Below are 25,147 nucleotides of genomic sequence, written 5' to 3'. Positions count from 1 at the left end.
TTCGGGCATCACGCGACTTTGCGGATCACTTCGAGCGGTTCTTCACTTGGTCACATGGGGCCGTCAGCGGTTGTGGCTCTTGAGGGCTGGTGGAATGACCACGGATTGTTCCGGTCTGAAACGGTCGAACAGATCGATCAGGCGGGCGGCTTCATCCGCATCCCCTGTCACCTTTATTTCGCCGCTTGCGATCAACTCTGCAGGGGTTGCCGCACCGAGATACAGGCCGGCCCAGCTTTCCCCGGACAGGGCAAGCGTGATGTCCGGATGCCGTGCGTAGTCGTCCGGCGTAGCAATGAACTCGGCGACGGCGCGACGAATGTGCAGGCCTGCGCTTGTGCCATCGTCAAAGTCGAACCGCACGAAACTGTTGGTTTCGCCGCTTTTTACCGGGTCAATTCGAACGCGGAAATAGTCCACATAGGTGGTTGGCGAACTGGAGATGGTCTGGGGCGCCGGGGGGATCAGGCGCGGGATCGTCACCTTGCCTTCAAGCGACAGGGCTTGTGACATCATGTGCGCACGATCATTGCCCCCGGTGCTGACATAAGCCATCTGGCGCAGCGCATCTGCCTTCAACTGGCGCACATCGGCGTCCTGCGGATCAAGCTGGTAGAGATAGTTCACCAGGTGTGCAGCCCAGGAAAATTCCTTTTCTTCCATGGCAGCCGACGCTGCGGCCAGAACCGCGTCGCGCCCGCCCATAAGGGGGACGATCCGTTCCGCCTCGGCCCGCGGTGTCACGGGTTTCAGATTGGCCGCGTCATTGTCGTACCAGCCGACCGACTGATAAAAGATCGCCGGAGAATAGGACGAAATCTCGCCGTAGTTCTGCAGGTTATTGGGAATCTCATCGAGATAGGCCGGGAACTGCACGAATTCGCGCAATTCGTCCGGGCCAAGCCCGCCAAGAATGCCACGCAGGGATTGGTCCAGCACGAAGGCTGCCCCATCCAGATAGCCTTCGAGAATCCGCGCCACGTTTTCCTTGCCAACAACGGCCTTCGCGCCTGCGGAAATCAGAACCTCGGCGCCCAGATCGCGGTTGAATTTCAGCCCGGCGATCCATTCACGCGGATCACGGAAAACGTCCCCGCGCACGGAATACAGCTGTGGCGGGCTGGACCACAGCATCGTGGTCAGCAGGATCTTGCGGTCTGGCAACCAGACCGTCGTATGCACCTTGTCGTCCGAGCCGTACTTGGTGAAGAACTGCATCCTGACACCAAGCACGGTCATTTCCTGTCCATCTTCGACCGGGGTGTTGACCGGAATGAAGGCGGAGTCCGTATCCGTCAGGGTCAGGGGAACCACAAAGGCATCCGGCCCTTCCGCCGGCAGGTAGCTGTTGAACTGGATCAACGCCCGCGCTGTCAGATAAGGGCCGATTTCGTTGAAATAGGCCGGGATGCCAGAGCTTTTCTGGTTTTCTTCGTAGACCTCATTCAGGTTGGGGTGGCCGATGATCATCACATCATCGTTGCCTTCGGCCAACACGCCGGCCCCCAGAACCGTGTGGGAATGGCCATAGATGATGGCTTTGACCGGCTTGTCGCTGACTGTGCGGATCGCGGCCAGCAGCAATTCACCGTCATGCTTGCTGTCGCCGGTGTCAAAGGCGATCAGCCCTTCGTCGGTGTCGATTACGGCAATCGGGGCAAGACCATAGCCGCCAAAATGCCAGATCCCTTCAGCCGGGGTGTCGATCGTTGGCCCGGTCCAGCCAACTTGATCGATCCCGTCCAGGATCTTCTTGTTGGCGATCGCGCCGTTGGGGGCTTCGACCAGCTCCACCGGCCCGCCCATATAAGGTGAGAGGTCCTGCGCCATCGCCGCCGGCGCAATGGCCCAGCACGCGAGCAGGGCGACAATCCTTGACTGTTTCATCGGGGGTAGCCCTTTCCTTTTGGGAAATCCAATTCCGTTCTGCACGTGATCAATTCGCAGGAACGACCTCGGGGAAGGTCCAGCTGCCATCTATGACCTCTGGCTCGGGCCGATACATCCGCACGATGTAATTCCACCCCTCCATCAGCGGCAGGCAATTCGCGCGATCGTCGTCGCAGCCGCCAAGGTGGATCGTCATTGATCCGTCATCGTTGCGCGCGCCGGTGACCGAATTCACGTTGTAGGCGTTTCGGTCATTCTTCTCGAAAAAGCCGTTCTTGTTATACAGGCTGACCGACCAGAACGCCGCCACCGGCACATCTGCGGGAACATCGATCTTGTATTCGCCCACGGGCAAGCCGAGATCTGCGCCATCATAGAACGCCTCGCGCTCGGGCAAGCCGCCCCAGCCAATCGCCGTGCTGAGCAGATGGTTGATCGGATCGACCTCGTCCTTGGGACCAAAAGCACCAGTGCTGTCGGCGGTGAACGGCAGCAGCGCGTTCAGCCCCGCGACCAGCGCCTCATAGCCCTCTTCGTCATAGTCCGGCAGGATGAAGGGCTGCGACGATGCGGCTTCGACCGTCATCTGATCCTGGATGGCATGCACCGCCGCCACGTCATCGGGATCGGATGCATCCACAAGCGTGCGCATGAAAACAATGATATACGGCGTGTCGAAGGTTTCGGTGTCGAGCGTGTAGCTGCCGCCGCCGTGAAACACATCGTTGATATAGTGATCCTGATTGACGATCATCGCGGACATGTACCGCTCCCCCACCTCGGGCAGCGACAGCGTCGCGCCGTCGCTGATATCGACGACCGCCGTGCTGTAGAGCGTGTCAAAGTTCATGCGGATGGTGGGTTGGTTGTCCACGTCTCCCGGATCGCGGAAGTGAAAGAAGCGGTTCACCCCGCCGGCGAGGGAAACGTATTTGGCCAGTTCGATATCCGTCGCGGCGCGGGCGAAATTGCCGATCATCACCGGGATTTCACGAGCGTCTACCAAGGCGTCAAGATCGTCGCCAAGGAATTGCGCGTTGGCGCCACTCCCAAAGACGACCGCCCAAGTCAGGGCCAGTGACAACGGCGCAATCCGGCCATAGGTCTGTTTCATCATTGTTTTCCTTCCTGTTGGGCAGTTTTCTGCAAGTGGCGCTTCGGGTCAGTCGAACGCCCGGAAGGTCTCTCTGACGGCGAGATCGACGGCCCCGGTCAACGACATGCCTGGATCGTCATCGCAGGCGTCTTCCAACTCTTCGACAAATTCGTCCTTGAGACCTGCACGGTCCTGTTCGTCCATAACCTCTGCCAGGACGTCGATCTGTCGGTTGTAGAGAGAAATCATCGCCATCAGGCGCACGATTTCGGCCACTTTCGCTTCGTCATCGCCATAGGAGTCAAGAATGCTCCCGCAACTGTGGTGCATGTACGGCTGGGCCGCAGCGATGGTCTGGTCCATTATCTCGTCGGCCTGTGTCATGCCGCCGAAGGTGAAGAGGAAAATCGCCGCGAAGGCAGACTTTTCAAAACAACGTATCATTTCCGATTTCCTTGCCGTGTCTGTGCCCCTCACGCGTGAGCAGTCAGACAACCAATTCCTATTTTCTTGCGCCAGCGATCGCGCCGACAACAGCGCCGCCTTTCGCGCCATTGTTGCCGCCCACAAGGAAGCCGACGCCTGCACCCACCACCGCGCCACCAATTGTGTTCTGGACCTGTTTGTTCGCCATGGCAGGCGTGGATAGTGCAAAGCCCATCGCCATCGCCAATGCGAGTGACGCCATGAGCGCCGTTTGTCTGATTTGCATGTGGAACCTCCATTCCCGTTCGTTGGAAAAGGGCAACGTGTGGCCCTCTTTTCTTGTAAAATCCTGATCTGGCGCCCCGCGCCCGTTCTTAATGCGGACCCCCGCCTTGAGCCCCCCTGTTCGGAAGGCAGCCTCGCCGATTGGCGGGGTTGGCGCGGTCGTTCTCATCACCCCTTCGGCAGCACGAACTGAACCTGAAGGCGGAACCGCCAATCCTCTGGCCCGCCTTCCGGGCTCTCCAGCCAGTTGCCGACACCGGCCTGGAAGTTGACCGGCTTGCCATCGATGATCGCCAGCTTCGACACCGAGGCGTTCAGGGGCACCGACCAGCTGTCGGCCTCCCAGTCGTAGGTGGATTCGCTTTGGAGCGAATAGGTCCACGCGTCCTCGGTCGAGTAAGCGACGAAGGGCTGGACGAAGGTTGCATTGGTGGGAACCTTGGGATCGTCTTCCAGATCTCGCAGGTGGTTGGCCAGCACGCCGTATGTCCACGGGCCCTTCTGCTGCAATGCAATGCCGGTGACACCCGCAGCCCATGTTTCGCTGGAGACATCGGAAAAGGTCGGGAACCGGACCACTGGACCTATGCCCCAGGTCAGGTTGGTCTTGGTGGTCCGGGAATACCACGCCTTTGCCAGAACATCGCCAAAGCCGCTCTGCGAGGTGCCGGGGATCACGTCTTCCTGCCAGATATAGGGGATGATCGTGCGCGTGATGATGTTGGCACCGTTGTCGAGCGCGAAGGGGACGATCGGTTGCAGGTTCAACGTCGTCCGGTTGCCGTCGTTCGCCAGGCCGAGATTGTCGTCATGGTTCAATTGGAACGGCACGGAGATGATAGCCGCGAGCGGGTTCGCCAGTTCCTGCGCCAGGTCGGCGGCGTCCTGCCCGAAGGCTCCGACGGGCAAACATAGACCGCATAGAGCAGCCGACGCGCGAATGGTGGTGATCCTCATCTGCGGGGCCTCTCTGCGGCCTCGTTTCAGACATGGGCCGGTCGCTTGTTTACCCTGTCTACAGGGTACCATTGCATTGCAGGACATTTTGCGACAATGCGATCCCATGCAGAGAAATATGGTGAACCTCGTAGAACTCACTCACGTCGTGGATCTTCTTGATCGGTTCGCGGGGCGGTTGACTGTGGACAGGGCGCTTCGGTCGGCGGGGCTTGATCGCACGATGCTCGACGGGGTGTCCGGGTTCATCCCCTATGCGTCTGAAGCTGTCTTGGTCGACTCGGTCGCGCGTGCCATCGGTGACCGCCACCTCGGGGCACGGCTCGGGCAGGCCTTCGACTATTCGACCTATGGCGCCTTTTCGCATTTCGTTCTGGGCGCGCCGGATTTGGCATCGGCGTTTGACCGGGGGCGGCGGGCCCTGATGTTTACGCATCCCGGCTCGGAGATCACCTTGCGAGAGACCGAAACGCATCTGGTCGTCGGACGCGATTCCAAAGGCCTGTCCGTGGTCGGGCATCACCATCTTGACGAAGGCGCGCTGTTTGTCATCCGGCGCGTTGCACGCCATTTTCTGGGCTCCGACTGGACGCCCGATTGGGTCGAAGTGCCGGAAACCAATGCCCGCGAACTCGCGGTCCTTGCAGATCTTTCGGGGACCAAGATCCGTTCGGGTGCACTGGTGCCCGGCGTCGCCATCCGCCTGTCAGAACTCGCGACGCTGAACCCCGGCCCACCGCAGCCCGAAAGAACAATGTCGCTTGGCGAGTTGGGACTGCTGATGAACATCGCGCCAACACAGACCATGGAAGATGCCGTGGTTCAGATGCTGACCATCACATCCGCAACCGGCCAGACGGATGAACGCACCATCGCCCGTTTGCTTGCCATTGGACCGAGATCCCTTCAACGCGCCTTGAGGACCGAGGGTACGACCTTTCGTCAAGTCCGCTCACGGGTTGTCAGCGATCGCGCGCGGGCGCTTCTCTCTGAAACTGACATGCCCCTGGCGGAGATCGGAAAGCTCTTGGGGTACGCAGATCCACGCGGTTTCCGTCGCGCCTTCAAGGACGCGACGGGTCATGCCCCGAGTGACTTTCGCAAGGCTGCGCAGACAGGATGACCTGGTGAAAAAGCGGCGTCAGGTTCCCCTGTCCCGAAACACAAACTGATCGCGCGGTTTCAGAGCCCCTGGAGAAAGTCCACCTTCCCGCTGGAGATGTCGTAGACGCCACCGACGGCACTGATCTTGCCGGACGCGTGGAGATCGGCCAGGATCGGATCTGCCGAGACCGCCTTTTCGGCGTTCAGCGTTGCGTTTCTTGCTGTTGCGGCCGCCAGCAGGTCTGCCGGATCGTCGGGCAGGACGTCATAGACCGCAGGGCGGATTGCATTGACCAGAAGCGGCAAGTGTCCCGGCGGCAGCGTCCTGTCCTGGATGGATTTGATCGTCGCGTCAACGGCACCGCAGGCCGTGTGTCCCAGAACGACGATGGTCTGGATGCCAAGAACCGCCGCGCCGAACTCCAGACTCGCCAACCCGTCGTCATTGATGAAATTCCCCGCCACGCGAAGCACGAAAAGATCGCCCGGCGCCTGGTCAAAAATCAACTCTGGAACAACCCGGGAATCGGCGCAGGAGACGACGGCTGCAAAGGGCTGTTGGCCCTGCGCCCGTGCCGCGCGTGCGGCCGAATGGTCCGTATTGATCGCCTTGTTGGCCACGTAGCGCTCGTTGCCCTCGACCAGACGTTTGAGAGCCTCGTCGGGTGTGGCAGGCCGTGCCTCGGCCACCTGGGCGGCGACCTGCGAGGCCGAGGCGCCCGCGACGCCGAGCGCAAGCCCGCCCATGAACAGACCCCGGCGGCTGATGGTCTCTTTTGAAGTGTCCTGGCACATGATTTTGGTTCCTCATTTGGACAACATGTTGATCGGAGGTCGGGAGTATCGGCGCTATTTCGCGGAATATACCGTGTAGAGATGTTGCAAGACCGAACCCGTCGCCGCATTGGCTTGGGCGCCAGGGAAATTCGTCGCCACGATGATGGCGAGATCCAGCGTCGGATCGACGACGATCCGGGCAAGGTTCATCGAGTTCGACCCGTTGTGCGTCAGCAAGGGCCCGTCCGCCCAGTCGAAGGTCACGATCCCCCAGCCCAGCCCGTAGCTGCCGGTTCCGGGGGTGCCCGGCGGCGGGTTTTTTCGGACGGGGGTGTCGACCTTGACCGACTGGATGTGGGTCAGCGTCTGCGGTGTCACCAGCGCCGGGCCACGTGTGCCCTTTCCGGCATTCCAGCCAGCCCATTTTGCATAATCTAGGATGGACATGTGGGCGTTACCGGCCGGCGCGATGACTTGCGGCATATCCGCTGCTGGTCCCCAGAGCATCGGTATCACGGTCCCGTCGGGTCCGATTCTGTGTCCGACCGGCGCATCGATCAGGCCATAGGTTGCCTGCGGGCCAAGTCCCGCCGTCTGCATGTCCAGGGGCGAAAAGATGCGGTCGTGCATCAACTGCTCCCATGGCTTTCCAGCGACTTTCTGGATCATCATCCCGGCAATGACGTAGCCAAGGTTTGAATACTGAAACGGTGACCCTTGCGGCCTTTCAATCTCGGTCGTTTTCCACTGGTCCAGCAGGCGATGGCGGAGATCGGTCAGGTTGTAGTCGAACGCGTCAGCGCTGAAATAGAGGTCGAGGATCTGTTCATTGTCGCTGGGAATGCCGCTGGAATGGGACAAGAGTTGTTCGAGGCTGGCAGCGGCCAGGCTCGCGCTCATGCCCGGAACATCGTCCCCCAGAACCTCACCGACAGTTGAGTCCCACCGCAATTTCCCCTCATCCACCATCATCCCGGCAAGCGTCGCGGTCATGGACTTGGTGTTCGAACCGATATGGAACCGATCGGTGATTGCCACGGGCTGCGTGCCGCCCAGAATACGCGTGCCAACCGCTGCGGCCGCAACGATTGCGCCATCTTGCACCACTGCGGCGGCCAGCGCGGGCAGGCCGTATTCGGCCCGAACATCCGCAAGGTAGCCGTCGATCTCTTGTCCTCTCACAACGGTGGCCGCAAACAGGAGCATGACGGCCAGCAGACCCGCCAGAACGTGGCCGGTCAGGATCGGGCGAGGGGTGCGTGGTTCGATTTGCGGCATGGGGTGGGGTGTCCAAAGTCGCTCGCCCATTGCTGGCGAAGTGTCAGGTTGGGTGTCGGAATGGAGCCTGCGGAACTCTCTCAAAGGTTGAGTATTCGGTCAGGCTATCGAGGGAAATCAGGAAGGACTATCCGATTTCCGCAAATCCCGGGGCAATCGGCAGTCCATGCAGATCTGCGTACCCCGGTCGGTCACCTTCCAAGCGTTGCGGAGGGGGACTGGCCAAAGAGACGCTTGTAGTCGCGGGCAAACCGGCCCAGGTGCAGAAACCCGTGATCCATGGCGATCGCCGTTACGCTCGTCGTGCCGGGGGACGCGTCCACAAGAATGTCCCGAACGCGGTTCAGGCGCAGCAGGCGCAGATAGGTCATTGGCGACAGTCCGAAATGGGTCCTGAATGCATATTGCAATGTGCGTTCGGACACGCCGGCTGCAGTGCAGAGTTCGACAATCGTGGGCGGATCATGGAGGCTCCAGCGCTCTTCAGCAAAGGCGTGCGCCTGTCGGCAAATGCGCCGCGCCCGCACGCGCGCAGCGTGGGGCACCTCTATGGCGGCGGCCTGCGTTGTCGTTGCGATATGAAGGATCGCCTGGTGGAGAAGACGGCGCAAACCACTCATGTCAAAAGCGGGACATGATCCAGCGGTCCCGCCAGCCACCATGAAGCACGTCTCGACGGTGTCCTTGAGCAAGGCCTTTTGACCGGACCGGAGGACTGTCACACCCCCTTGCAACGTATCCCAAACCGAGGGGTTCAAGATCCGCGCCTGCCTCAGAAACTCATCCTGATCCAGGCTGACATAGGTCGTCTGGGCGCCGGCCGGGACATACACATCGAAGTCGGTCTTTTCCGGCATGAAGAATATCGTGTCGGCGGTGCCCGCATCGTGATCGGCAAACCGCAAGGCCGGATCGAACGAGCTGTAAGACACCGTGCAGAGGTTGGCGGGGGTGGCACCCAGCTTCTGAACACCGGCGTTCTGGGTTTCGCGGACAACTTTCTTGCTGTCGAGGTCGATACTGTCCAGTCGCCCCAGGCTCTTGCCCCGGCTGAGCTGGAAACACTCCATCTGCACCCAGGGCTGCAAGGCCGCCTGAAGGGAGGCATGTTTGATCAAGGTTGAACGCATCCGCAAACCGTCGACCTGCGGCGCGCGCTTCTGGTTGAACTCGTTCAGCAGAAAACCTCCTCCATACACTCGCATCCTGCAGTGGTTCTCACGGTGCTGTCCATCTTCGTGTGGCCCAGCAGGTGTCGGACCGCGCCGGTTGCTGGTCCTGGGGCAGACAAGAGCAACGCTGGTATGGCCCTTTGAATGCGTGCTGTACGAGCTTGGCGCGCGGCCGATGTCCGGCACGCGGTCCCTGACCAGCCACGCGTTCTGGCGGCTTTGGATGTGGCGAAGATCGTAGCGCTTGCCGGATCCTCAAGTCATGTGTCGAACGGTCGGCGGGTCCCCACAGCGGGATCGACCCGGATCGGAGGCTGGGTCTTGCGCTGAAAGATCGCTGCTCGGCCCTTGATCCGGTCGGCAGTTTAGGTATCGGCGACCGGACGTTTCACCGGATCGCAACTGCGGTGCATGCTGTCGGTCGCGAGGTTGAACGGCGCAAGGTCTTGGGTATTGTTCGCGATTTCGGGCCGGAGGCGGATCGCCTCGACATGCTTTGGTAACCGAAACCGTTTCGGGCCCACGATCCACCCCACGCGGTCGGCCCTGCCGATCCGCAGATGAACCACCGACTATCCAGCGGCTTTTCGCATCAAGGCTTCGATCGGCCCCCGTTTGAACCACTTTGCCCAGATCAGGGCGTAGATCGTCGCAGCGAGGCAGAACAGGGCCGAGGCAAATACGGCTTGGCCGACTTTTTGTCCGCCAAGCCTGCCAAGTGCTTCCAGAACGCCCATGCCAATCAGGATATGCGCGATGTAGAGCGTCAGGGTTTGACGTCCGGCGGGCAGCAGCAGCCTCAGCACGCCCATGGTCCGGAGCCGGTCCGAAACCCGCAGGCACAGGCCGATGACCAGGCATGCCGCACCTAGCCCCGCAACGGTATAAAGCGGCATCGGCGGCACGGGTCCGGTCGTGGCAAGGGCTGCAAGCTCTGGGTCAAGCTGCCCAAGTTGGGTTGTCAGAATGGCGCTGATGCCCTCGGCTGCGGCAAGTGCAGCGGCTCCTCCGACGATCAGCCGGGTCTGTGTCGAACGGTCTGCCAGCGCAAGTCGGCTGAGAATGATCCCGAACAGCACAAACCCCAGCCACGGGATGACCGGATGCCAGCCATTGAAGACCAGATTGCGAATGAACCCTGCGGGCGTCCAGAACCCGGAATAGGTGTGGTCGTCCCAGTTCCAGCCTGCATCGTAATCCAGCGTCAGGATCATGATCGTGAAGACAAGATTCAGGCCAAGAATTACCCCCGTCAGGGCGCGGCTGGACAGCGCAAGCAGGCCGACACCGAAGAGAAAGTAGAAGGCGTAGTAGTGCAGGATGTCGGCGTCGAAGATCGTCATGTTCAGCAGGCCGACGATCAGCAGGAAAACAGCGCGCTTGATTGTCACCCAGACCGTCTGGTCCAACCCCTTCAAACCGGCAAGCCCGAGGCCGATGCCGGCCAGAACGACAAAGGTTGCTGCTGCGCGACCTTCCAACGCGACGGTCAGGGTGTTCAGCACGCCGGTGCCGTTCTCGACGCCCATGACGATCGTGAAGTTGACGACCACCATCCCGACAAAAGCCACATAGCGGGCGAGATCGAGGCCTTCGAGCCGGTTGCCCTTTGGCGGTTTCTGGTCAGATTGCATGGTCACGGCCGGGGCTTCCGAAAGGTTTTCCAGTTTCACCGACCATCACCCTGCGACAACTGCGCGTCAAAGAACGCACAGACCTCTCTGACGACCTGTGCTGACCCCGGCGTCCCGGGATCAAGATTGTTGCCATGCGATTGGCCTTCGAAAATGTGCAGTTCCGCCAGCGTCCCCGTGCCGCGCAACGCACGGTGAAAGCGGATCGTGTTGCTTTGGAACAGATCCCGGGCGTCAGAGACAAGGATCGTCGAAGGTTTGGCAGCTTTGTGCATGTCAAAAATCCCGTTCGCAGTATGGCAAATTCAACGCGGGCACACGGGCTGTGACGATGGCGGGCGGGCGGGGGCCGCCCGCCGCGGATGTTACGCCGTGAATTTGTTCAGCACGTTGCGGGTGATGATCTCGACGAACGGGTCACGGTCACGCAATCCGCTGATCCAGTCTGTTGTGGCGGCGTTGAAAACCTCTCCCTGTCCCTTGCTCATATTGACAATCATGCCCGAGCCGTAGCGTAGCTTCGCGCGGTTCTCTTCGGTGTCGGCCCCCAGAATCGCCTTGGCCGAAAACGACAGATCGCCGTCGCGGGCATAGAGGTAGGTTTCCGGGTTGCCGTGGTCTTCTTCATCCATACCGGCCAGAGCCATGGCGATGATCTCGATGTCTTTTGATGCGCCATCCTCGCCCGTGGGGTAGGGTTGGCCATAGCGGAAGGTATAGGCAAGCCCGTCGCCCTCGTACCCGGCAATGGCCGCGTCCTGCCCGAACACGTCACCATAGTAGAGATCGGTGCCCTCAAGCGCCCAGTGCTTGGGGCGGTAGACGGTGTATCCCCCCGTGGCCCGCGGCTGGAAGCCGCCCATTTTCATGTAGACGCCGCGCAACCCGTTCACGCCCCAGGTCAGGGCAGGCGGCAGGTTCAGATCCATGGCCTCCCATGCGGTGGTCAACGTGTGTTTGCGCGCAGGGTCGTTGCGTACGGGGTCCTCGTCGACGGCCCGGGCCTTGTAGCAGATCAATTGCCCATCCTCACGGCGTGCCTGCCAGATGACATTGGCACCGAAGCGGGCAAGATTGCCGCCCGCCTCGACAAAGCTGTCCAGTGCTTCGCGTTCTTCCTGGGTGTGATATTCATCATGCCCGACCATGACCACGGTCTTGTAGGGCTTCAACAGATCCGGATTGCGGTGCAGATCGTCTTGCGCAAAGTAGTCCAGGCCATAGCCTTCACCATCCGCCCAGCGGGCAAAGTGGCTGTCGAACGACGCCCAGCCCGCGCCGGCGAAATACTTGCAATAGCCGTGTGCATACGCGTAGTCGAGCGTCGGGTAGCGCGGTTTCGATCCGATGGGTCGGGGCGCGGTATCAATGATCCGGGGCAGGCCGGGCGGTTGAAAGATGAAGCCGCGCGCCCAGGGTCGGCGGGTGCTGGTGATGGGCGAAAACGCATTGCCGTCCGGACCGGCGACGCCTTCGTAGAAGTTGGATCCGCCCCAATCGTTATAGGCTTGCCAGGTGGTGGTGGCGAGGACGAAGGCGATCTTGTTCGCCCCGGCCTTGGCCGGGCGCAGCACGAAGAAACCGTGTTGCACGATTTCCTGCCCGTCGGTGCCGGCCGCCCTCAGTTCGATGACATATCCGCCGCTGCGCCAGTCGGCCGAGGATTGTATTTCGATGCTGACCGGCCAGCGGGGGCCGTTCAGATAGGCGTCGTCCGGCGTTGTGTGATGCACCCCCGGCAAACCGGTCTGTTCAAACACGACGTCGCGCTGTGCGCCGTCGCGATAGACCGTCAGATCGTAGGTTGCCGCCGAGGTGCTGACATGCACATCCACCACATCCCCTTGAGCATAAGACGTTTCGTCCGTGTAGCCGTAGATATGCAGGACATCCGGGTCAGCCGAGGGGAATTCGAACCAGGAGTGGTGTGTGTTGTTGAACCACTGGTCGCGGAACTCGCCAAAGGGGCCGTTGGCGTCGGTGGCCTGCAAGACGTTTGCGCGCGCCTGGTTCGCCCCGAACCCGGCCGTGGCCATCGCCCCGACGGCACCAGCCCCGCGCAGAACATCCCGGCGGCCAACGACCGGTGCGTCTTTGGTCTTGTCATCACGATCCGTCATATGTGTTTTCCCATCTCACGCGCTGTTTTTCCAAGTCACCCGTTTCAGAAAACCACCCGCAACCGCAGGCCCAGAACCGTGACGCTGCTGCGCGACCGGTCCATTGCCGGATCAAGGATGATCTGAAGGTCGGGGGTAATGCTGGTCGTGTCGGAAACCTGGACACTCCAATACGCTTCAAGGCCTTTTTCGCGTCGCAACGAGGCGTCCTCGGACTCGACCTGCCATGCGGCCAGCCCGATCCGGTCATCAACCCGCCCAAATGGCGCCTTGTAGACATAGCCTGCGGCGAGTGCCTGCAGGTATTCGGTCATCTGACTGACGGATCTGGAAAACCGCGCGAATACCGCGTGGTTTGCGCCGATGTCCTGATCCGCGCTGACCCCATATCCCCAGCCGTTCTGCCGTGTTCCGTTGCCGGTTTCGATGGCGTCGATGCCTGAAACGGTGAACCGTTAGTTCCCGGGTCCCAATCCCGCGATTTTCGGGGTCAAGCCCAACTCGGCCGCGTATTGCCAGACACCGTCGCCCGGACTGTCAAAGTCGATCCAGTTGTCCTCGGCCGAACCATCCGCAACGAAACCAGAAACGTACCATTCCTGACGGCGTAGTTCGGCAAAGACACCCAGTCCGCTGTCCTGAATGTTATAGCCCGCAACCACATCCCCGGTCACAACCGTGTTGAAGAAATCCGACCGGCCATCATGGGCATAGCGGTTCTTGCCAACCAACTCGGCCAGTCCCAGCTTGCCGAAATTCAGCCGCACGCCGCCGGCCAGTTCCTGCTGCCACCACAACAGCGCCAGCCCCGAAAAGCTGCGATCACCGCCCAGATCGCCATCATTGGGATCCGAGATGATACCCAGGGTGTTGGAAAACGCCGACGTCGACAGGCTTGAATAGTCCAGGATGTTCAGCGCCCACCATTGCAACACACCCGACCCGTTGGCCGGTGTCCAGCTGCCGATGAAATCCAACTCGTGATTGGCCGTGCTTTCCCAATCCCGATCCGGGCTGGCCTGTATCACCGGCGCATAGGTGAATTCAAAGTCGATACCGGCGTTGCGGCTGAGGGTGTCCTTGAACTGTTCCCAGCTGGATTGCGAAAGGGCCGGACCGGCGGCCAGCGTGCCGATCAGTGCCACCATGGGCAGCCTCTGGGTGCGAAATCGCGACACGTTACGCGTCTTGTGATGTGACCACCGCACGGCCGAACGGCGAGGATGCGGTCACAACAACTTCAATTTTCACCGGGGCAACAATCCCGGAGAACGACGCCGCCAGAGCCCCGCGCAACGCGTCGATTTCCGCGCCGTCGACCGGCTTGGTCGGGTTGATGTAGAACACGGCGAAATAGGATCGGCCCAACTGTGTTACAGCCACGTCCACCAGATCGAATGGCCGCTCTGCCAGCAGCTGCGCCGCTCTTGTGCGGGCGATCTTGTCGGCATCTCCGGGGGCGGCGGCCCCGGCAACCTCGCCCAGGGCGGAACGGAACATCATCAGCGGCTGGGGCAGCATCACCAGTGTCAGCACCAGAACGATCAGTGCATCCGCGACCGGCACGACCCCGGCAAACCGGGTTTCCAAGAGCAATGGGCTGCCAAGCAATGCGGCACCGGCACCCGCGCTCATGATCCCATCAACAAGGGCTGCGCGACGTTCGGCCAGCAGAAGCGCACTTTGGCGTCCCCCGTCAACCCAGGTGCCGTGATACCGGATTGCCAGACCCAGACAGATCAGGACCATGGCCGCGCTGTAGGCCAGGATGGGTCCGTAGACCAGCTCTGGAACCTCGCCCCCGGACAGGTAGGTCAGGATCTTCTGACCCGCGCCCAGAACCGCAAACACAAGGATACCTGCCAGCACCAGCGAGCGGAAGGTTACATACAGGGCTTCCAGCGCATCATATCCAAACGGGTACAATCGGTCGGCCGGACGCGCGACCGCGCTTGCAATTCGCGCGGCGATGATCGCGGCACAGAAGTTCACGCCCGAATACAGGCCGTCGACCAACAAGGCGTCCGAATGCGACAGGTATGCCGCCAGAATGCCCGAGGCGCACATGACGAGGTTGGCCCATTTTCCGGTTGCCAGAGCCTTGGTTTCTGCGGAGTGCGTCAGGGGTTTTCCTCGGGTTGGCGCCACGAAGCGCAGCAATTCGCACGGTGTAGATTTGCCGTTGGACCAGAAAAAGCCAATTTCGGACAGCAGGGGCCATATCCTCGCACTTCAAGGCTTTCGCCGGCTTCCGGCCCCGCTCTGCGGACTGATGGCCCCGGTGTCGGCCATCTGAAAAGCCCGCATCGCGCTTTGCAGCGGGGCGCATCAAGCCGCGTTCACTTCGGCTCTGTGGTGAACCATCTCGCGTTCGTATTGCGCCACGCGCCGTCTGTTGGCTAAGCTTTTCGACAGAAGTCGCGCGATCAGATCAATTTTCAGGTGCGATCCCGCGCGACCGGTCTATCCAAGTCGCTTCGGAGGCATGCGCGCGTGGTCCCAGACATTCACTACATCGACGAAATCGAGAACGTGTTTTCTGAGTGGGTCGACTGGGACTACGAAATTCAGCAGCTGGCAAGCGGACCTCTCGGCTTCGGTCGCAGAGTCTTGGCGCTTGGCGATGTTGTGCTTACCTGGGAATGGGCCGACAAACCCATGCGCGTGCGCCTTCAGTTGCCGGGTGACGCGATATCGGTCAGCCTCCTGCTGGCCGGAGACCGCCCGGCATTCTGGAAAGGCCATGAACTGGGGGCAGACCAGGTGCTCGTGTTTGGCGCAACCGAACACGATTACTTCATTCCGCCGGCATTTCTGGCGGTCAACATCTCGACGCATAGGTCTGCCATGGCCCGGTTCGGTCTTGCCGCTCTGGCCGGGGGGCTTTGGGATGTTCCCCCCGCGCATCTGGCCAGATTGCAGATGCAATGCGCGGTGGCCCTTCGGAGCAGCACAGGCAATCATGACCTGGGGACTGAAATACTCGGTGCGCTGGCGGACCTGTTCCAACACGCGAATTGCCGTGGCGAACGTCTGCGGCCTTCGATCCGCGATGAAACCCCGCGCCATCGAGTCTTGCGCCTGTCCGAAGACCTTGGGGTCCAGTTGGATCAGGGCGCGCCGATCGTGCATCTTGCCGATACGCTATCCGTATCGACCCGCACGCTGCACCGCACGATCAAGGACCTGAGCGGTCTCAGCCCGAAGCAGTATCTCGACGTGTTGCGACTGCACCGGTTTCGCAAGGATCTGCTGGAACGCGGTCAAAGCCGCACCATCACCAGTCTCGCGTTTGACAACGGGTTCGAACATGTCGGGCGTCTGTCCCGCTTTTATCAGGACTGGTTTGGAGAGTTGCCCCGCGAAACACGCCGACGCCAGGTATAGTTGCGCGGCAAGGGCACAGCGCCGCCGCATGTCAGCCATCAGGCGCCCCACCTGCAATGGGGGCTGCGGTGAAAGTCTCGGGCCCCGGAACGGCTTGATCGACGTCCGGAATCTGGCGGGGGGGCGGCCGGATGGCGCTGGCGGGGACTCACACAGGCCTGCGAACCTGTGACATGAAAAAAACCGGCGCGTTTCGTCCGGTGGCGGAAATCGGCTTTTTCCACCGCGTCACTTGCTTTTCTGTTCCTGAGACTCCAACCGCCGTGGCCCGCGCGAAAAAGCCGGACAGATGGACAAGCATCAATGACGCAAGCCGCCCCTTTGTCTGTTCAGACCAATGTTCTGTTCTGCGGCTGTTCCAGTCTGCGGATCAAGGCGCAGCCACAGCGGCAGATGTCGGCGATTGTCACACGAACCAAAGCGCAAAGCGGCCGTGGGCGGGGCACGCGGGTTCCGGCGCTGAAAGCACACCCAATCACCTTGAAGGACTTGTCATGGAAGACGAACAGCAGAATTCTGCGGGGGCAGCGCAACCTGCAGGTGCGCCGGAAAACCCGGCACGCCGGATATTGATGGCGTCGGGTATCGCCGCTGGCGCCGCCCTGCCATTTGCGGCGCAGGCCGCGCAATCCAGCGGAACTGTTGATCCAGCCCCGTTTTCTGGCGGACCCTCGACGATGCGTCTGCCACAGGGCTGGCGTGCGTTTGATCTGTCGTATTTCGAGATGTCGGCCAACGATCCGGCATATCCCGAGATCTATGCCTATTGCAGCGCGCCAAGCTATGCTGCCGGTGAGACAGTCGGGCTACATGTCAGCACCACAGCGGACACATTCGACCTGAAGGTCTGGCGGGACGGGACCAGACAGGACGTCGTGCTGGAACAGACCGGCCTGGCGGGTGTGTTCATGCCGACGCCCATGGATGCCTATCAAGCCGGATGTGGTTGGCCGGTTCTGGCCGAGATCCCGGTCGATCCGAGCTGGCGATCCGGTGTCTATGTCATCGAACTGCGCGCGACCAAGGACGGGCAGGAGCGTATCAGCGAAGCCGGGTTCGTGGTTCGGGGTGCCAAGAAGGCCAGGATCGCCTTCATGCTGACCAGTGGCACCACCACCGCCTATAATGCCTGGGGGGGTGCCAACCACTATCTGGGGATACACGGAGACGACAGTTTCGGCCCGTCGCCGCGCCTGTCGCTGGACCGCCCGCATGAACGCGGGTTCTGGGTTGCGCCAGCCAACTTCCCCTATCTGTCCACCAAACCCGAGCAATACCGATATAAACGCGAACGCCATTACACCGGCCAGCCAACCGGGGGATACGCGCTTATGATGGGCTATGCCTGGGGCGCGAACTCGGCCGGGTGGGCGCTGGACAACCGTCCCTTTGCTGTCTGGGCCGAAGAGAATGGCTACGAGATGGACTATGTCGATCAGTACGATCTGGGGAACATCCCCGGCGTTCTTGACGGCTATGATTGCCTGGTGATCGCGGGGCATGACGAATACTGGTCCTGGGATCAGCGCGATGCGCTGGACGCCTTTGTCGAGGCCGGCGGCAACCTGGCCCGGTTCGGGGCCAACATGTTGTGGCAGATCCGCATGGAACAGGATGGCCGCCAGCAGGTGTGTTACAAGCTGGGGGCCGACGAGGAGGATCCGGTCAAGGGGGATCCCGAAAACGGACATCTTCTGACCTCGATCTGGGAGCACATGGATGTGGCCCGCCCGTCGGCGCAATCCTTCAGCGTCACCGGCATTCAAGGGATCTATGCCACCTATGACGGTGGCTCGCCCCGCTCCAGCGGCGGGTTCACGGTCTATCGAAACAAGCACTGGGTCTTTGACGACACCGGCCTGATCTATGGCGACACATTTGGCATGGAGGAAGGCATTCTGGGATACGAGACGGACTCGGTCGACTATGTGATCCAATGGGGCTTGCCGGAACCCAGCCCATTGCATTCCCCGCTGGAGGGGACCGAGATCCTGGCCGTGACACCCAGCATGGTCGACCAGTACGACGCCGGAGGTCCGGGCAGTGCCGTGGTCTCGCAAGTGTTGGGCGATGACTGGTTTGCGACGAAGTGGGCCGAGGTCATCGAAGGCAAGACCGACGAGGACACGGTCAAGAAATACCGCTATGGCTCGGCCCAGATGGTCGTGGCGCCCAAGGGCAAGGGCGAGATTTTCTGTGCCGGGACCGTCTATTGGTTCCTGGGTTTGAAATGGGGTGACCGGACAACTCAGCAGATCACGCACAACGTGTTAAGGCGCTTCACCCGCTAGACAGTGTGACCGGCCGGGCGGGGGCTACTCCGCCCGCCTCACCCTCGCGATCTTTCCGTCCTTGGCTTTGGCCTGGGCGTTCGGGTTTTTTTCCTGGGGGCAGATACAGTCGATCATCGACGATGCTGACGGTCGGGTGCACCGCCGACGGAAGAAAGGGCGGCCAACGACCTTTCTGCTCTCGGTCCAAGCCTGCCGCATCAACTGGGTCTGCCGCGCATCCTCCGGCGCAAGGCGGCGGAACGGTTCCTTGAGGCCTCGCCAATTCCAGGGGCACTTCAGGACGGGTCACCAGGGCGAAGCTGTCTCGAACCGTGCGATCACATTTGCCAGGTACGCGCTGCCCGCGTGCCGATTGCTGACCCGACAGCCGCATGTTCCAGAGCCGTGGCGCAGCCGATGCGGTGACGCAGGGGCTGCCGGGTGTCTGGGTCGCACGGAACGTATTTGCCGAGGCCCGGAGGATGATCTGTCCACCCTCCGGGTCTCCCCGGCAAATCCGGTCAGCACTGGGCGGAAGTCACCGCAATCATGTGCAGGATGTCTTCTGCGTCGCATCCCCTGGACAGATCATTCGCAGGCTGCGCAAGACCTTGCAGGATCGGGCCGATGGCCACGGCCCCACCGATGCGTTGGGCGATCTTGTACGCGATGTTGCCCGTATCAAGGTTGGGGAAGATAAAGACATTTGCATTTCCGCCCAACGCGGAATCCGGTGCCTTGGCAGACGCCACGCTCGGCACGAAGGCTGCATCGAATTGCAACTCTCCATCGACATTCATGTCGGGTGCCATCTTGCGCAATATTTGGGTTGCTTCGACAACTTTCGAGACTTTTTCTCCACCGGCGCTGCCCCGGGTCGAGAAGGACAGCATCGCCACTCTGGGCGTCTCGCCGGTCAGATGCACCAGCGACGCAGCCGCCGCGTGAGCGATTTCGGCCATCTCTGCTGCCGTCGGGTCAATGACCAGACCGGCGTCCGAGAAGACGAGCGCGCCCTTTTTCTCGTGGTAGTCCTTGCAGAGCAGCATCAGGAAAAAGCTCGACACCATCTTGGCATCCGGTGCCGTGCCGATCACCTGAATCGCGGACCGCACGATCTCGGCGGTTGCGGTGGTGGCACCGCCCAGCGTGCCATCGGCATGGCCGAGCTTGACCAGCAACGCCGCATAGATGTGCGGGTTCAGAATGGCGGTTTCTGCATCCGCTTCTGTCACGCCCTTGTGCTTGCGCAGCTCGTGGAACTTGGCGCTCATTTCGGATTTCAGCGAACTGTCGCGCGGGTCATGCACCTCGATCCCGTCCAGGTCGCTCCCACCCGCTGCGGCGAGCCCCTTGAGGATTGTTTCGCGATCACCGACCAGCACAATGCGCGCCACCTTCTGCTTGCGCGACTGAATGGCGGCTTCGATGACGCGCGGATCTTCACCTTCGCTCAGGACAATCTTGCGGTCCGAACGCGCGGCATTGGCCAAAATCATTTGCAGTGGTTTCATCGTGAAGTTCCTTTGGATGCGAGAGGTCGGAGGCGGGGGCCGATGTCAGTCTGCGCTGTAATCCCGGATGACGAAATGCTTGGTCGTCGTTTCAAGCACATGCCAGTAGCCGCGAAATCCGTTGGGGATCAGGAAGCTGTCGCCCTTGCGGAACTCCTGTTCGGTGCCGTCGTCCGAGATCAGCTTGATGTGCCCGCTCAACAGAACGCAAAACTCGTCGCGGTCGGCGAAGGCGATCCATTTGCCGGGTGTGCTGGTCCATGTGCCTGCAAGCAGGGTGCCGTCCGGGCTGGTGTACCGCATGCGTGTTTCGTGGTGCGGATCGCCCTCAACGACCCGGTCCGGCAGATCTGCGAGACGTCGCTTGGTGACGGCAACTTCGTCTTTGAAATCTACGACACGCATGGCAGTTTTCCTTCCGGGTTTAGCTGGCGAAATGGGTGATGCCGAATAGGATGAATCCGGCGATGAACACGGTTTCGGCAACGATCAGGATGATGGCCTGGCCACCCACATCGAAGATGGTCCTGAGCGACGTCTTCATGCCGACAGCGGCGATGGAGACCAGCAACGCCCATTTCGACAGGTCGGCCAGCAAAGACTGCACGAAGCCCGGGATCAGCCCGAAGGAATTGATCGCGGCCAGCAGCAGGAACATCAGGACGAAGAAGGGCATGAGCGGGGGCCGCTTGCCGTCGCCTGCATTGTCATCGTCTGCATAGGCACGGATCACCAGTGCAAAGACCAGCACCACAGGGGCCAGCATGGTCACGCGGATCAGTTTGACCAGGGTCGCGGTTTCGCCGGTCTCGTCGCTGACCGAGAATCCTGCGCCCACCACCTGCGCGACATCGTGAATGGTGCCGCCCAGGAAGACACCGGTGGCCAGATCGTCCAGGTCAAGCGCAGAGGTGATGATCGGATAGGCGATCATGGCGATGGTCGACAGGACCGTGACGCTCAGTACGGTGAAGATCAGGTTGCGTTCGGAATGTTCGTTCTTGGGCAGAACCGCCGCGATCGCCATGGCCGCCGACGCGCCGCAGATCGCCACCGAGCCACCGGTCAGCAATGCGAACCGCCAGCCGCGACCCAGCAATTTCGCGCCGAGCAGGCCGAAGAGAATGGTAAGGATCACCCCGGCGACAACCAGACCGATCAGTTTCGGACCCAGCCCGATCAGCAGTTCCACGCTGATGCGCGCGCCCAGCAGCGCCACGCCGATGCGCAGAACCGTGCGTGATGTGAACGCAATGCCGGGCACGCAACGGCCTTCCTCGGCCAGAAAGTGAAACGCGATGCCCAGCAGCAATGCCATCAGCATCGCAGGAGCGCCGTAGTGATCCGAAAGGAACTGCGCGGCGGCGGCTACAACGACAGAAACCGCGAAGCCCGGACCGTTCTTGGAGAAGAACGCCGGAAAGCGACCGAAAAAGTCGCCAGAGGAAGTCAACTGGGTGTTCATCTGACAAAGTCTCCTTGGCCGCTTGTGGAGCGTTGAGCGCCAAGCGGTTGTTTCGGAACAGGAATTCTTGTTTTCAGGGGGGAAATTCCCCGAGTGAAGGAGACGCGCGAACGCGTCTCCTTCGAGTTACAGGCGATCAGCCGATCTGCTGCTTTTGCATGTCCGATGCAGAGATGCCGGCAACCGAAACCGGCTTCTTCATCGCATCGCGGCGGAAGGGCTCGCCCAGTTCCTGGTTCAGGACAACTTCGATGAAGGTGGTGACATTGTCCTTCATCTGCTCCTTGATCGCAGTGTTCAGAACGTCCGTCAGCTGCTCCATGGAAGTCGCCTGAACGCCTTTCAGGCCACAGCCATTGGCGATCTCGGCGTAGTTCACGTTGAGGTTCAGCTCGGTGCCGACGAAGTTGTCATCGAACCACAGGGTGGTGTTACGCTTTTCCGCGCCCCACTGGTAGTTGCGGAAGATGATCATCGTGATCGCAGGCCAGTCGCCGCGGCCGCAAGCGGTCATCTCGTTCATCGAGATCCCGAAAGCACCGTCACCGGCAAAGCCGACAACCGGAACGTCCGGGCAGCCGATCTTTGCGCCCAGGATCGCGGGCAGGCCGTATCCGCAGGGACCAAAGAGACCCGGTGCCAGGTACTTGCGGCCCTTTTCGAAGGACGGGTAGGCGTTGCCGATGGCACAGTTGTTGCCGATGTCCGAGGACACGATGGCATCTTTCGGCATTGCCGACATGATCGCGCGCCATGCCTGGCGGGGCGACATGCGGTCCGGCTGACGATTGCGGGCACGCTCGTTCCAGGTGACGCCTTCATCGGAGTCATCTTCGTGGTCCATGGACGAGAGTTCCTGCGCCCAACGCGATTTGGTCGTCGCGATCAGGTCGGTACGCGCCTTGCGGCCCTTGTCTCCGGCACCATCGCTCAGCTTGGCAAGCAGTTGCTCGGCCACGGCCTTGGCATCGCCCTGGATGGCAACGTCGACCTTCTTGGTCAGACCGATGCGGTCCGAGTTGATGTCGACCTGGATGATCTTCGCATCCTGCGGCCAGTAGTTGATGCCATAGCCGGGCAGGGTGCTGAACGGGTTCAGACGGTTGCCAAGGGCCAGAACGACATCGGCCTTCTGGATCAGTTCCATCGCCGCTTTCGAGCCGTTGTAGCCCAGCGGACCGACGGCCAGCGGGTGCGAACCCGGGAAGGCGTCGTTGTGCTGGTAGCCGCAGGCCACCGGGGCATCCAGAGCTTCGGCCAGCTTGGCCGAGGCTTCGATGGCACCCGCAAGGATCACGCCGGCGCCGTTCAGGATGACCGGGAATTCAGCTTCGGACAGCAGTTTCGCCGCGGCATCGACCGCTTGCGTGCCGCCCTGCGGACGCTCCAGACGGATGATCTGGGGCAGTTCGATGTCGATCACCTGTGTCCAGTAGTCGCGCGGGATGTTGATCTGCGCCGGAGCGGATCCGCGCCATGCTTTTTCGATCACGCGGTTCAGGACTTCGGCCATGCGCGACGGGTCACGCACTTCTTCCTGGTAGCAGACCATGTCTTCGAACAGTTTCATCTGCTCGATTTCCTGGAAACCGCCCTGACCGATGGTCTTGTTGGCCGCCTGGGGCGTGACCAGAAGCATCGGGGTGTGGTTCCAGTAAGCGGTCTTGACCGGGGTCACGAAGTTGGTGATGCCGGGGCCGTTCTGGGCGATGGCCATCGACATCTTGCCGGATGCGCGGGTGTAGCCGTCGGCGATCATCCCGCCGGAGGTTTCATGTGCGCAGTCCCAGAACTTGATGCCCGCCGCCGGGAACAGGTCCGAGATCGGCATCATTGCCGAACCGATAATGCCGAACGCATTGTCGATGCCGTGCATTTGCAGGACCTTCACAAAGGCCTCTTCGGTAGTCATTTTCATGTTGGTCGTCCTTTTTCGAAGGGGGTCAGAGAATTTCGTCGCGAAGGTAGTAGTAGGGATACATGAACCGTTGGCCCAACCGGCGGAACGGAGTCAGGATGCCGTGGCTTGGCAGCGGTGAGGTGAAGATCGGAAGGTCGAGTTCCTTTCCCTCGCCGGCCACCAATTGCGCCAGACGCTTGCCGGCCATGGCGGAATACATCACGCCGTTGCCGCCGTAGCCCAGGGCATAGAAAATCGTCTCTTTCTTGTCCGGCTGGAAGATACGCGGCATCATGTCGTGGCTGACATCCACCCAACCCCACCAGGAATAATCAAGCTCGATTCCGGTCAGCGCCGGGAACTTGCGGTGCAGCCCCTTTTGCAGCAGGTCCAGGTGCTTGGGATTTTCCGCATCCGGTCCGGTGATTGCACTGCGGCTTCCGATCTGAACCCGGTCGTCCGGGAGAAAACGATAGTAGTGACGCAAGGTGCGCGTATCGGTCAGCGGGGATTTCACCTTGAACCCACACTCGGCCTTTTCGTCTTCCGTCAGCGGACGGGTCACGATCGAGTTCGACAAGATCGGCATCAGCCGGTGCTTGGTCTTCTCGTTCAGACCCGGGGGCGTGTACCCCGCCGTGGCCAGGGCCACCGCCCGCGCACGCACGGTGCCGCCGGGCGTGGTCAGATGGTGCACGCCGTCCTTGATCTTCCAACCCATGACGGGGCTGGCAGGGTGGATCGTGGCGCCCAGTTTGCGCGCAAGACGCACATAGCTGAACGCCAGCTTGGCGGCGTGAATGCAGGTGCCGTCCGGCTCCCACATGGCGCCGAAAGCCTCCTGGTCACGCACGTGGTTCTCGTGCAGTTCTTCGCGCCCGATGATGCGAGAGCCATAGCCGAACACTTCGTTCAGCAATGCGCTTTCTTTTTCGAGCTTTGGCATCACCTTTTCGCGGTGGGCCATGTAGTAATGCCCACCCGTTTGCGGATCGCAGTCGATGTCGTCCGACCCGATCAGGTCGTTGAACAGTTCGAAGGCTTCACCCACTTCGGCGTGCATTTTCTTGGCGACATCAACACCCCAGCGTTGAATCCACTGGGAGCGCTTGAGGCGTCCGGAAGAGATCTGCGCCTGGCCGCCGTTGCGCGTGGAGCAGCCCCAGGCGACCGTGTTGGCTTCAAGAACCGTGGCCTTGATCCCGTGTTCCTTGGCCAGGTGGATGGCCGTCGACAGCCCGGTGTAACCGGACCCGACAACCACGACATCCACGTCCATGTCACCGGACACGGCGCCATCATCTTCCGGCGGGGTTCCCGCCGTCCCGATCCAGTACGTCGGTGCGTAGTCCCGGTTGTGACCGGGACCTGCGTCTATGATCGGGTCATAGCGGGGGTCGTAGCTGGCCTTGGGCCAGTGACGGGGTCGTTTTGAATCAGGCATCGAAATGCTCCGTCAATCGGGGGGGGAGGTGGGGAAACTAGGCTTTGAAAGGTGGCCGTGCTTTGCGCAGCGCCTGCTTGACGACGATCTTGCCGTCGCGCAGCGTGAAGAGATCCGCGCCTTGCGCCTCGACCCGCATTCCGTTGGCATCGGTGCCCGAGAAGGTCCATTCCGAAACCGCGCGATCCCCGTGCACGAAGTGGCTGTGGTGATCCCAATGCGCGTCTTTCATCCCGGCCCATACGGCAGAGAATGCGTCGGCAATCGCCTTCGCGCCCTCGATCTTGGTGCCATACGCCTGCTCGCCGCCGACAGTGTAGAAAACGCAGTCGTCCGCGAAATGGGTCATGACTGCATCGACGTCATGACGGTTGAAAGCATCGAAAGTGTCCGCGAGGTCCTGGGCGGTCAACGTGGTGGTCATG

At 61.2% G+C, this 25,147-nt stretch carries 24 protein-coding genes; 4 read left to right on the top strand and 20 right to left on the bottom strand.

Annotated elements, in window-relative coordinates; genetic code table 11:
• Window positions 1-63: 63 nt before the first annotated feature.
• The 5 genes from H8B03_RS06045 to H8B03_RS06025 form a co-directional block, all read right to left on the bottom strand.
• Window positions 64-1,887, bottom strand: coding sequence for an alkyl sulfatase dimerization domain-containing protein (locus H8B03_RS06045; RefSeq protein ID WP_226925744.1), 1,824 nt, complete (start codon window positions 1,885-1,887; stop codon window positions 64-66).
• 49 nt (window positions 1,888-1,936) lie between these two features.
• Window positions 1,937-3,007: a DUF1214 domain-containing protein gene (locus H8B03_RS06040; protein WP_226925743.1), complete on the bottom strand. Its 1,071-nt coding sequence runs from the start codon at window positions 3,005-3,007 to the stop codon at window positions 1,937-1,939.
• 45 nt (window positions 3,008-3,052) lie between these two features.
• The gene (locus tag H8B03_RS06035; protein ID WP_193140843.1) at window positions 3,053-3,430 is read right to left on the bottom strand and encodes a YmgD family protein; all 378 of its coding nucleotides are present in this window, start codon (window positions 3,428-3,430) and stop codon (window positions 3,053-3,055) included.
• Between the two features lie 58 nt (window positions 3,431-3,488).
• Window positions 3,489-3,698 (bottom strand): glycine zipper 2TM domain-containing protein, encoded by a 210-nt coding sequence (locus H8B03_RS06030; RefSeq protein WP_226925742.1) that lies wholly within the window; start codon window positions 3,696-3,698, stop codon window positions 3,489-3,491.
• 167 nt (window positions 3,699-3,865) lie between these two features.
• On the bottom strand, window positions 3,866-4,654 hold the full coding sequence (locus tag H8B03_RS06025) for a transporter (protein WP_193140842.1): 789 nt from the start codon (window positions 4,652-4,654) through the stop codon (window positions 3,866-3,868).
• 76 nt (window positions 4,655-4,730) lie between these two features.
• Between H8B03_RS06025 and H8B03_RS06020 the strand changes: the two genes are divergently transcribed.
• On the top strand, window positions 4,731-5,777 hold the full coding sequence (locus H8B03_RS06020) for an AraC family transcriptional regulator (protein WP_193140841.1): 1,047 nt from the start codon (window positions 4,731-4,733) through the stop codon (window positions 5,775-5,777).
• A gap of 59 nt (window positions 5,778-5,836) precedes the next feature.
• On the opposite strand, the gene H8B03_RS06015 is transcribed toward H8B03_RS06020, so the two are convergent.
• The 9 genes from H8B03_RS06015 to H8B03_RS05970 all read right to left on the bottom strand — a co-directional run bounded on the left by H8B03_RS06015 (window position 5,837) and on the right by H8B03_RS05970 (window position 14,887).
• Complete coding sequence (locus H8B03_RS06015) at window positions 5,837-6,505, bottom strand: carbonic anhydrase (protein ID WP_226925741.1); 669 nt, start codon at window positions 6,503-6,505, stop codon at window positions 5,837-5,839.
• A 102-nt stretch (window positions 6,506-6,607) separates the two neighbouring features.
• Window positions 6,608-7,813 carry a serine hydrolase gene (locus H8B03_RS06010; protein ID WP_226925740.1) on the bottom strand — a complete coding sequence of 402 codons (1,206 nt, stop codon included), beginning with the start codon at window positions 7,811-7,813 and terminating at the stop codon, window positions 6,608-6,610.
• 191 nt (window positions 7,814-8,004) lie between these two features.
• Window positions 8,005-9,171, bottom strand: a complete 1,167-nt coding sequence (locus H8B03_RS19180) for a helix-turn-helix domain-containing protein (protein ID WP_319022440.1) — start codon at window positions 9,169-9,171, stop codon at window positions 8,005-8,007.
• 386 nt (window positions 9,172-9,557) lie between these two features.
• Window positions 9,558-10,619: a DUF418 domain-containing protein gene (locus H8B03_RS05995; RefSeq protein WP_193141207.1), complete on the bottom strand. Its 1,062-nt coding sequence runs from the start codon at window positions 10,617-10,619 to the stop codon at window positions 9,558-9,560.
• Between the two features lie 35 nt (window positions 10,620-10,654).
• Window positions 10,655-10,894, bottom strand: coding sequence for an alpha/beta hydrolase (locus H8B03_RS05990; protein WP_193140838.1), 240 nt, complete (start codon window positions 10,892-10,894; stop codon window positions 10,655-10,657).
• A 90-nt stretch (window positions 10,895-10,984) separates the two neighbouring features.
• On the bottom strand, window positions 10,985-12,739 hold the full coding sequence (locus H8B03_RS05985) for a N,N-dimethylformamidase beta subunit family domain-containing protein (RefSeq protein WP_193140837.1): 1,755 nt from the start codon (window positions 12,737-12,739) through the stop codon (window positions 10,985-10,987).
• Between the two features lie 44 nt (window positions 12,740-12,783).
• Complete coding sequence (locus tag H8B03_RS05980) at window positions 12,784-13,167, bottom strand: carbohydrate porin (RefSeq protein ID WP_319022449.1); 384 nt, start codon at window positions 13,165-13,167, stop codon at window positions 12,784-12,786.
• A gap of 27 nt (window positions 13,168-13,194) precedes the next feature.
• A complete protein-coding gene (locus H8B03_RS05975) occupies window positions 13,195-13,917 on the bottom strand; it encodes a hypothetical protein (RefSeq protein WP_193140836.1) in 723 nt (240 codons plus the stop codon).
• Between the two features lies 1 nt (window position 13,918).
• Window positions 13,919-14,887: a cation transporter gene (locus tag H8B03_RS05970; protein WP_193140835.1), complete on the bottom strand. Its 969-nt coding sequence runs from the start codon at window positions 14,885-14,887 to the stop codon at window positions 13,919-13,921.
• 345 nt (window positions 14,888-15,232) lie between these two features.
• Here H8B03_RS05970 and H8B03_RS19175 point away from each other — a divergent pair, with 345 nt between their 5' ends.
• The 3 genes from H8B03_RS19175 to H8B03_RS05955 all read left to right on the top strand — a co-directional run bounded on the left by H8B03_RS19175 (window position 15,233) and on the right by H8B03_RS05955 (window position 18,417).
• Window positions 15,233-16,126: an AraC family transcriptional regulator gene (locus H8B03_RS19175; RefSeq protein WP_193140834.1), complete on the top strand. Its 894-nt coding sequence runs from the start codon at window positions 15,233-15,235 to the stop codon at window positions 16,124-16,126.
• A 303-nt stretch (window positions 16,127-16,429) separates the two neighbouring features.
• On the top strand, window positions 16,430-16,699 hold the full coding sequence (locus tag H8B03_RS05960) for a hypothetical protein (RefSeq protein ID WP_193140833.1): 270 nt from the start codon (window positions 16,430-16,432) through the stop codon (window positions 16,697-16,699).
• Between the two features lie 104 nt (window positions 16,700-16,803).
• The gene (locus H8B03_RS05955; RefSeq protein WP_193140832.1) at window positions 16,804-18,417 is read left to right on the top strand and encodes a N,N-dimethylformamidase beta subunit family domain-containing protein; all 1,614 of its coding nucleotides are present in this window, start codon (window positions 16,804-16,806) and stop codon (window positions 18,415-18,417) included.
• A gap of 503 nt (window positions 18,418-18,920) precedes the next feature.
• Here the strand turns inward: H8B03_RS05955 and pta are convergent.
• The 6 genes from pta to H8B03_RS05925 form a co-directional block, all read right to left on the bottom strand.
• Window positions 18,921-19,913, bottom strand: coding sequence for a phosphate acetyltransferase (pta, locus tag H8B03_RS05950; RefSeq protein ID WP_193140831.1), 993 nt, complete (start codon window positions 19,911-19,913; stop codon window positions 18,921-18,923).
• Between the two features lie 45 nt (window positions 19,914-19,958).
• Window positions 19,959-20,318: a cupin domain-containing protein gene (locus tag H8B03_RS05945; protein WP_193140830.1), complete on the bottom strand. Its 360-nt coding sequence runs from the start codon at window positions 20,316-20,318 to the stop codon at window positions 19,959-19,961.
• A 19-nt stretch (window positions 20,319-20,337) separates the two neighbouring features.
• Window positions 20,338-21,378, bottom strand: a complete 1,041-nt coding sequence (locus H8B03_RS05940) for a YeiH family protein (protein ID WP_193140829.1) — start codon at window positions 21,376-21,378, stop codon at window positions 20,338-20,340.
• 136 nt (window positions 21,379-21,514) lie between these two features.
• Complete coding sequence (gene xsc / locus H8B03_RS05935) at window positions 21,515-23,296, bottom strand: sulfoacetaldehyde acetyltransferase (protein ID WP_193140828.1); 1,782 nt, start codon at window positions 23,294-23,296, stop codon at window positions 21,515-21,517.
• A 25-nt stretch (window positions 23,297-23,321) separates the two neighbouring features.
• Entirely contained in the window at window positions 23,322-24,722 is a 1,401-nt protein-coding gene (locus H8B03_RS05930; RefSeq protein ID WP_193140827.1) for an FAD-binding oxidoreductase, read from the bottom strand.
• A gap of 37 nt (window positions 24,723-24,759) precedes the next feature.
• Window positions 24,760-25,146 carry a nuclear transport factor 2 family protein gene (locus tag H8B03_RS05925; RefSeq protein WP_193140826.1) on the bottom strand — a complete coding sequence of 129 codons (387 nt, stop codon included), beginning with the start codon at window positions 25,144-25,146 and terminating at the stop codon, window positions 24,760-24,762.
• Window position 25,147: the final 1 nt, after the last annotated feature.

Origin of the sequence: Meridianimarinicoccus sp. MJW13 (assembly GCF_014901205.1) — a bacterium.
Classification (GTDB): domain Bacteria; phylum Pseudomonadota; class Alphaproteobacteria; order Rhodobacterales; family Rhodobacteraceae; genus Meridianimarinicoccus.
This window is presented reverse-complemented; position numbering and strand designations above follow the sequence as displayed.

Bases quoted from the DNA above. Each gene is read 5' to 3' on its own strand.
- H8B03_RS06045 (WP_226925744.1), bottom strand. From the start codon at position 1,887: ATGAAACAGTCAAGGATTGTCGCCCTGCTCGCGTGCTGGGCCATTGCG.
- H8B03_RS06040 (WP_226925743.1), bottom strand. From the start codon at position 3,007: ATGATGAAACAGACCTATGGCCGGATTGCGCCGTTGTCACTGGCCCTG.
- H8B03_RS06035 (WP_193140843.1), bottom strand. From the start codon at position 3,430: ATGATACGTTGTTTTGAAAAGTCTGCCTTCGCGGCGATTTTCCTCTTC.
- H8B03_RS06030 (WP_226925742.1), bottom strand. From the start codon at position 3,698: ATGCAAATCAGACAAACGGCGCTCATGGCGTCACTCGCATTGGCGATG.
- H8B03_RS06025 (WP_193140842.1), bottom strand. From the start codon at position 4,654: ATGAGGATCACCACCATTCGCGCGTCGGCTGCTCTATGCGGTCTATGT.
- H8B03_RS06015 (WP_226925741.1), bottom strand. From the start codon at position 6,505: ATGGGCGGGCTTGCGCTCGGCGTCGCGGGCGCCTCGGCCTCGCAGGTC.
- H8B03_RS06010 (WP_226925740.1), bottom strand. From the start codon at position 7,813: ATGCCGCAAATCGAACCACGCACCCCTCGCCCGATCCTGACCGGCCAC.
- H8B03_RS05995 (WP_193141207.1), bottom strand. From the start codon at position 10,619: ATGCAATCTGACCAGAAACCGCCAAAGGGCAACCGGCTCGAAGGCCTC.
- H8B03_RS05990 (WP_193140838.1), bottom strand. From the start codon at position 10,894: ATGCACAAAGCTGCCAAACCTTCGACGATCCTTGTCTCTGACGCCCGG.
- H8B03_RS05985 (WP_193140837.1), bottom strand. From the start codon at position 12,739: ATGACGGATCGTGATGACAAGACCAAAGACGCACCGGTCGTTGGCCGC.
- H8B03_RS05960 (WP_193140833.1), top strand. From the start codon at position 16,430: ATGACGCAAGCCGCCCCTTTGTCTGTTCAGACCAATGTTCTGTTCTGC.
- H8B03_RS05955 (WP_193140832.1), top strand. From the start codon at position 16,804: ATGCGTCTGCCACAGGGCTGGCGTGCGTTTGATCTGTCGTATTTCGAG.
- pta (WP_193140831.1), bottom strand. From the start codon at position 19,913: ATGAAACCACTGCAAATGATTTTGGCCAATGCCGCGCGTTCGGACCGC.
- H8B03_RS05945 (WP_193140830.1), bottom strand. From the start codon at position 20,318: ATGCGTGTCGTAGATTTCAAAGACGAAGTTGCCGTCACCAAGCGACGT.
- H8B03_RS05940 (WP_193140829.1), bottom strand. From the start codon at position 21,378: ATGAACACCCAGTTGACTTCCTCTGGCGACTTTTTCGGTCGCTTTCCG.
- xsc (WP_193140828.1), bottom strand. From the start codon at position 23,296: ATGAAAATGACTACCGAAGAGGCCTTTGTGAAGGTCCTGCAAATGCAC.
- H8B03_RS05930 (WP_193140827.1), bottom strand. From the start codon at position 24,722: ATGCCTGATTCAAAACGACCCCGTCACTGGCCCAAGGCCAGCTACGAC.
- H8B03_RS05925 (WP_193140826.1), bottom strand. From the start codon at position 25,146: ATGACCACCACGTTGACCGCCCAGGACCTCGCGGACACTTTCGATGCT.